This window comes from Bacillus sp. C-3-6 (assembly GCF_054509685.1).
Genome location: NZ_CM137247.1, coordinates 1 through 7,500 on the forward strand (window position 1 = coordinate 1; position 7,500 = coordinate 7,500).

Genomic DNA, 7,500 nt, shown 5'->3' on the forward strand with positions numbered 1-7,500 from the left:
TTGTACATTTGTTGCGCAACCTTATTCTTTTACCATCTTAGTAAAGGAGGGACACCTTTGGAAAATATCTCTGATTTATGGAATAGTGCCTTAAAAGAATTAGAAAAAAAGGTAAGCAAGCCTAGTTATGAAACATGGTTAAAATCAACAACGGCTCATAACTTGAAGAAAGACGTATTAACGATTACAGCTCCAAATGAATTTGCTCGTGACTGGCTAGAATCTCATTACTCAGAACTAATTTCGGAAACACTATACGATTTAACAGGGGCAAAATTAGCAATTCGCTTTATTATTCCCCAAAGTCAATCGGAAGAGGACATTGATCTTCCTCCAGTTAAGCGGAATCCCGCACAAGATGATTCAGCTCATTTACCACAGAGCATGTTAAATCCAAAATATACATTTGATACATTTGTTATCGGCTCTGGTAACCGTTTTGCCCATGCAGCTTCATTAGCTGTAGCCGAGGCGCCAGCTAAAGCGTATAATCCACTCTTTATTTACGGGGGAGTTGGGCTTGGAAAGACGCATTTAATGCACGCAATTGGTCATTATGTAATTGAACATAATCCAAATGCAAAAGTTGTATATTTATCATCAGAAAAATTCACGAATGAATTTATTAACTCTATTCGTGATAATAAAGCTGTTGATTTTCGTAATAAATATCGCAACGTAGATGTTTTATTGATAGATGATATTCAATTTCTTGCTGGAAAAGAACAAACTCAAGAAGAGTTTTTCCATACATTTAATGCATTACACGAAGAAAGTAAACAAATTGTAATTTCTAGTGATCGACCACCAAAAGAAATTCCAACTTTAGAAGATCGTCTTCGTTCTCGCTTTGAATGGGGACTTATTACAGATATTACGCCGCCAGATTTAGAGACACGAATTGCAATTTTACGCAAAAAGGCAAAAGCTGAAGGGCTTGATATACCAAATGAAGTTATGCTTTATATCGCAAATCAAATTGATTCAAATATTCGTGAATTAGAAGGTGCACTTATCCGAGTTGTAGCTTATTCATCTTTAATTAATAAAGATATTAATGCTGATTTAGCAGCTGAAGCACTTAAAGATATTATTCCAAATTCTAAGCCGAAAATTATCTCTATTTATGATATTCAAAAAGCTGTCGGAGACGTTTATCAAGTAAAATTAGAAGATTTTAAAGCGAAAAAACGCACAAAATCAGTTGCGTTTCCTCGCCAAATTGCAATGTATTTATCACGCGAACTTACGGATTCCTCTTTACCAAAAATAGGTGAAGAATTTGGTGGACGTGATCATACAACAGTTATCCATGCCCATGAAAAAATTTCTAAACTACTAAAAACCGATACGCAATTACAAAAGCAAGTTGAAGAAATTAATGGTATTTTAAAGTAGTAGCTGAATAGTGTGAATAACTTACCTTGTTTTACGCACAGTCTATCCACATGTAGATAGACTGTTTTTACATCCTTCAAAGGGGTTATCCACATATCCACAAGCCCTATTACTATTACTACTATTTTTTATCTTTATTAATTAAATAAAATCTTATACTTACCGGAGGTTTTTCTTTATGCGTTTTACAATACAAAAAGACTATCTTGTAAGAGGTGTACAAGATGTAATGAAGGCAGTTTCTTCTCGTACAACAATCCCTATCCTTACGGGAATTAAAGTTGTAGCTACTGAAGAAGGGGTTACATTAACAGGAAGCGATGCTGATATTTCTATTGAATCGTTTATTCCAGTCGAAGAAAATGGAAAAGAAATCGTAGAAATAGCTCAATCAGGAAGCATTGTTTTACAAGCAAAATATTTTAGTGAGATTGTAAAAAAACTACCTAAAGATACTGTCGAAATTTCTGTGGAAAATCATTTTATGACAAAAATAAAATCTGGAAAATCAGAATTTAACTTAAATGGTTTAGATTCTGCAGAATATCCGTTATTACCACAGATTGAAGAACATCATGTATTTAAGATACCAACAGATTTACTTAAGCATATGATCAGACAAACTGTATTTGCAGTTTCTACTTCTGAAACAAGACCGATCTTGACAGGTGTAAACTGGAAGGTATATAACAGCGAGTTAACTTGTATTGCAACAGATAGTCATAGACTAGCACTTCGAAAAGCGAAAATCGAAGGACATAATATTGCAGATGAATTTCAAGCTAATGTTGTTATCCCAGGTAAGAGCTTAAATGAATTAAGTAAGATTCTAGATGAGTCTGAAGAAATGGTGGATATCGTTATTACGGAGTATCAAGTATTATTCCGTACAAAACATTTATTATTCTTCTCAAGATTGTTAGAAGGAAATTATCCAGATACAACACGTTTAATTCCAGCAGAGAGTAAAACGGATATTTTTGTGAATACAAAAGAATTCCTACAAGCAATTGATCGTGCTTCACTATTAGCGAGAGATGGCCGCAATAACGTTGTCAAATTATCAACTTTAGAGCAAGAAATGCTAGAGATTTCTTCGAATTCACCAGAAATCGGAAAAGTTGTCGAAGAAGTACAATGTGAAAAAGTAGATGGAGAAGAGTTAAAAATATCTTTTAGTGCAAAATATATGATGGATGCATTGAAAGCCTTGGATAGTACAGAGATTAAAGTTAGTTTTACTGGGGCGATGAGACCGTTCTTAATTCGTACAGTAAATGATGATTCAATTATTCAATTAATTTTACCAGTTCGTACTTACTAGGTAAGGAATAAGGGTTGCTAGTTTAAAGATGCTAGTGGCCCTTATTTGATTTTTGGGTATTACTTTCCTAATGTTAGTTTATTTAGTACAATGAAAGAATGAACACTTTCAGAAAGTGAGCGATTTTATGAAACATATTAAAATTTCAACAGAGTATATTACACTAGGACAATTTTTAAAGTTAGCTGATGTAATTGATACAGGTGGCGCTGTAAAATGGTTTTTACAAGAATATGAAGTGTACGTGAACAACGAACTTGAAAATAGAAGAGGTCGCAAACTATATGCGAATGATGTTATTGAAATTCCAGGAAGCGGAACTTTCCAAGTTCAGGCATAAAGGGGGAGCCCTTTGTTTATTTCAGAAATACAATTAAAAAACTATCGCAATTATGAAAAATTAGAGCTTTCCTTTGAAGATAAGGTAAATGTAATTATCGGCGAAAATGCACAAGGGAAAACAAACTTGATGGAAGCTATTTATGTTTTAGCGATGGCGAAATCTCATAGAACCTCTAATGATCGCGAACTTATCCGCTGGGATGAAGAGTTTGGTCAAATAAAAGGGAAATTACAAAAAAGAAACAGTTCTTTGTCTTTGGAATTAAATATTTCGAAAAAAGGTAAAAAGGCAAAATTAAATCAACTTGAACAACAAAAGTTAAGTCAATATATTGGCGTGATGAACGTTGTCATGTTTGCCCCAGAAGATTTAAATCTTGTAAAAGGAAGCCCTCAAGTAAGAAGACGCTTTTTAGATATGGAATTAGGACAAATAGCTCCTGTATATTTGTATGAATTAAGTCAATATCAAAAGGTGCTCACGCAACGAAATCACTTGTTGAAAAAAATGCAAGGGAATAGTAAGAATGAGGAAACGATGTTGGATGTATTTACCCTTCAACTAATTGAGCATGGTGCAAAAATACTGCAAAAACGTTTTGAATTTTTGCATTTGCTACAGGAATGGGCAGCTCCAATTCATCGCGGTATAAGCCGTGGATTAGAAGAGTTAGAAATTGTCTATAAACCAAGTGTAGATGTATCAGAATCAATGGATTTGTCGAAAATAAAAGAAGTATACTATGAAAGTTTTCAATCTGTGAAACAACGTGAAATTTTCCGTGGTACGACTTTAATTGGTCCTCATCGTGATGATTTACAATTCTTCGTTAATAGTAAAAATGTTCAAGTCTTTGGTTCGCAAGGACAACAACGAACGACCGCACTATCCCTAAAATTAGCTGAAATTGAATTAATTTATTCAGAGGTTAAAGAATATCCAATCCTTTTACTGGATGATGTTTTATCAGAATTAGACGATTATCGTCAATCACATCTGTTAAATACAATTCAAGGAAAGGTGCAAACATTTGTTACAACGACGAGTGTCGACGGAATTGAACACGAAACATTAAAAGATGCGAAAACAATTCATGTAACGAACGGCACGGTAGATTGTGAAATAGATAGGGCATAAACCCCTGTTTAAATGGAAAAGTAGGTGATCTTTGTGTCAATGGAACAAAAACAAATGCAAGAAAATGCATATGATGAAAGTCAGATACAGGTACTTGAAGGACTAGAGGCAGTTCGGAAACGTCCGGGTATGTATATTGGATCTACGAGTGGGAAGGGACTTCACCACCTTGTATGGGAGATTGTCGATAATAGTATCGATGAAGCGTTAGCAGGATATTGCGATGAAATTAACGTTAGTATCGAAGAAGATAATAGTATTCTTGTAACGGATAATGGACGTGGTATTCCAGTTGGTATACAAGAAAAAATGGGACGTCCTGCAGTAGAGGTTATTATGACTGTCCTCCACGCTGGTGGTAAATTTGGCGGTGGCGGTTATAAAGTTTCTGGTGGTTTGCACGGTGTTGGTGCATCTGTTGTAAATGCCTTATCAACAGAATTAGAAGTATTTGTACATCGTGATGGCAAAATCCATTACCAAAAATACGAAAGAGGTATTCCGGTTGCAGATTTAAAAGTCATCGGTGATACAGATAAGACTGGAACAATAACTCGCTTTAAACCGGATCCAGAAATTTTTAAAGAGACGACAGAATATGAATTCGATACGCTAGCGACTCGTATGCGTGAGTTGGCGTTTTTAAATCGTAATATTAAATTAACAATTGAAGATAAACGTGAACATAAGCAAAAGAAAGAGTTCCACTATGAAGGTGGAATTAAATCATATGTTGAACATTTAAATCGTTCAAAACAACCAATTCATGAAGAGCCTGTATATGTAGAAGGTTCAAAAGATGGTATTCAAGTTGAAGTTGCGCTTCAATATAACGAAGGATATACAAATCATATTTACTCATTTACAAATAATATTCATACGTATGAAGGTGGTACACATGAGGTAGGATTTAAAACTGCCTTAACACGTGTGATTAACGATTATGGTCGTAAAAATAACATTTTAAAAGATGCGGATAGTAATTTGACTGGTGAAGATGTTCGTGAAGGTTTAACAGCAATCGTGTCAATTAAACATCCAAATCCACAATTTGAAGGGCAAACGAAGACGAAACTTGGAAATAGTGAAGCGAGAACGATTACGGAGTCAGTATTCTCTGAGGCTTTTGAAAAATTCTTACTGGAAAATCCCAATGTTGCACGTAAGGTTGTAGATAAAGGGACGATGGCAGCACGTGCGCGTGTAGCAGCTAAAAAGGCTCGTGAGCTAACTCGCCGAAAGAGTGCTTTAGAAGTTTCAAGTTTACCAGGGAAATTGGCAGATTGTTCTTCTAAAGATCCAGCAATTAGTGAAATTTATATCGTAGAGGGTGACTCTGCGGGTGGATCTGCAAAACAAGGACGCGATCGTCATTTTCAAGCAATTTTACCGCTGAAGGGTAAAATTATTAATGTTGAAAAGGCACGCTTAGATAAGATTTTATCAAATGATGAAGTTCGTACAATTATTACGGCGATTGGTACAAATATTGGTGGGGACTTCGATATCGAAAAAGCACGCTATCATAAAGTTATTATTATGACCGATGCTGATGTTGATGGTGCGCATATTCGTACCCTATTATTAACGTTCTTCTATCGTTATATGCGTCAAATAATTGAGTGTGGATATATATATATCGCACAGCCACCTTTGTTTAAAGTGCAACAAGGTAAAAAAATTCAATATGCTTATAATGATAAAGAACTTGAAAAAATATTAGCTGAGTTACCAGCCCAGCCGAAACCAGGAATTCAACGTTATAAAGGTCTTGGAGAGATGAATCCAACTCAGCTATGGGAGACGACAATGGATCCAGAAGTACGTTCGTTACTTCAAGTTTCCCTTCAAGATGCAATAGAAGCAGATGAAACATTTGAAATTTTAATGGGTGATAAAGTGGAACCGCGTCGTAACTTTATCCAAGAGAATGCAAAATACGTGAAAAACCTTGATATTTAAATGAGTAATGACAGGAATCTAAGTATTCCTGTCTTCTACATATAAATCAATGTATGTGTAACGGAAATGTAAGAGGAGGTGCTCGTTGATGTCAGACAATCAACAACAAGCACGAATTCGAGAAATTAATATTAGTCATGAAATGCGTACCTCATTTTTAGATTACGCAATGAGTGTTATCGTATCTCGTGCATTACCAGATGTTCGTGATGGATTAAAACCTGTGCATCGTAGGGTTTTATATGCGATGAATGATTTAGGAATTACAGCTGATAAAGCGTATAAGAAATCAGCACGTATTGTCGGTGAAGTAATCGGTAAGTATCACCCTCATGGAGATTCAGCCGTTTATGAAACAATGGTACGTATGGCGCAAGATTTCAGTCAACGTTATATGCTTGTAGATGGGCATGGTAACTTCGGTTCTGTAGATGGAGATTCAGCAGCGGCAATGCGTTATACAGAGGCAAGAATGTCTAAGATTTCTATGGAATTAATACGTGATATTTCAAAAAATACAATTGATTACCAAGATAACTACGATGGTTCGGAAAGAGAGCCGATTGTATTACCAGCGCGTTTCCCTAATTTATTAGTAAACGGTACGACAGGTATTGCAGTTGGTATGGCAACAAATATTCCGCCGCATCAACTTGGCGAAGTAATTGATGGTGTGTTGGCATTAAGCCATAATCCAGATATCACTATCGCGGAATTAATGGAATATATTCCTGGTCCAGACTTCCCGACATCAGGTTTAATCTTAGGGCGAAGTGGCATCCGTAGAGCTTATGAAACAGGACGAGGTTCTATCATGCTTCGTGCCAAAGTTGAAATTGAAGAGAAATCAAATGGTAAACAATCTATTATCGTAACGGAACTACCTTATCAAGTTAATAAGGCACGATTAATTGAAAAAATCGCAGAATTAGTTCGCGATAAGAAAATTGAAGGTATTACAGATTTACGTGATGAATCAGACCGAAATGGTATGCGTATTGTCATGGAAGTACGTCGTGACGCTAATGCAAACGTACTATTAAACAATCTATATAAACATACAGCACTTCAAACAAGTTTCGGTATTAATATGTTGTCTCTTGTAAATGGAGAGCCTCAAGTACTAAACTTAAAACAAAACTTATATCATTATTTGGAGCACCAGAAGGTAGTAATCCGTAGACGTACTGCTTATGAATTAGAAAAAGCAGAGGCACGTGCCCATATTTTAGAAGGATTACGAATTGCTTTAGATCATCTTGATGAAGTTATTACGTTAATTCGTAGTTCAAAAACGGCTGATATTGCAAAGCAAGGCTTAATGGAACGTTTCGGT

The 7,500-nt window shown here is 35.5% G+C and carries 6 protein-coding genes (1 of these 6 only partly in view); all 6 read left to right on the forward strand.

What is annotated here, in order from left to right; all coding sequences use genetic code 11:
• Positions 1-57 precede the first annotated feature (57 nt).
• Positions 58-1,398 (forward strand): chromosomal replication initiator protein DnaA, encoded by a 1,341-nt coding sequence (dnaA, locus tag ACW0JX_RS00005; RefSeq protein ID WP_000428028.1) that lies wholly within the window; start codon positions 58-60, stop codon positions 1,396-1,398.
• A 178-nt stretch (positions 1,399-1,576) separates the two neighbouring features.
• Entirely contained in the window at positions 1,577-2,722 is a 1,146-nt protein-coding gene (gene dnaN, locus ACW0JX_RS00010) for a DNA polymerase III subunit beta (RefSeq protein ID WP_001212886.1), read from the forward strand.
• A 127-nt stretch (positions 2,723-2,849) separates the two neighbouring features.
• Positions 2,850-3,062 carry a S4 domain-containing protein YaaA gene (gene yaaA / locus ACW0JX_RS00015; RefSeq protein WP_000680510.1) on the forward strand — a complete coding sequence of 71 codons (213 nt, stop codon included), beginning with the start codon at positions 2,850-2,852 and terminating at the stop codon, positions 3,060-3,062.
• A gap of 12 nt (positions 3,063-3,074) precedes the next feature.
• Complete coding sequence (recF, locus tag ACW0JX_RS00020; RefSeq protein WP_000470755.1) at positions 3,075-4,202, forward strand: DNA replication/repair protein RecF; 1,128 nt, start codon at positions 3,075-3,077, stop codon at positions 4,200-4,202.
• A gap of 39 nt (positions 4,203-4,241) precedes the next feature.
• On the forward strand, positions 4,242-6,164 hold the full coding sequence (gyrB, locus tag ACW0JX_RS00025) for a DNA topoisomerase (ATP-hydrolyzing) subunit B (protein WP_000435980.1): 1,923 nt from the start codon (positions 4,242-4,244) through the stop codon (positions 6,162-6,164).
• An 88-nt stretch (positions 6,165-6,252) separates the two neighbouring features.
• On the forward strand, positions 6,253-7,500 hold the 5' portion of the coding sequence (gyrA, locus tag ACW0JX_RS00030) for a DNA gyrase subunit A (protein ID WP_001282866.1). 1,224 nt of this gene lie beyond the right edge of the window; only the first 1,248 of its 2,472 coding nucleotides appear in the window; the start codon lies at positions 6,253-6,255; its stop codon lies off the right edge, out of view.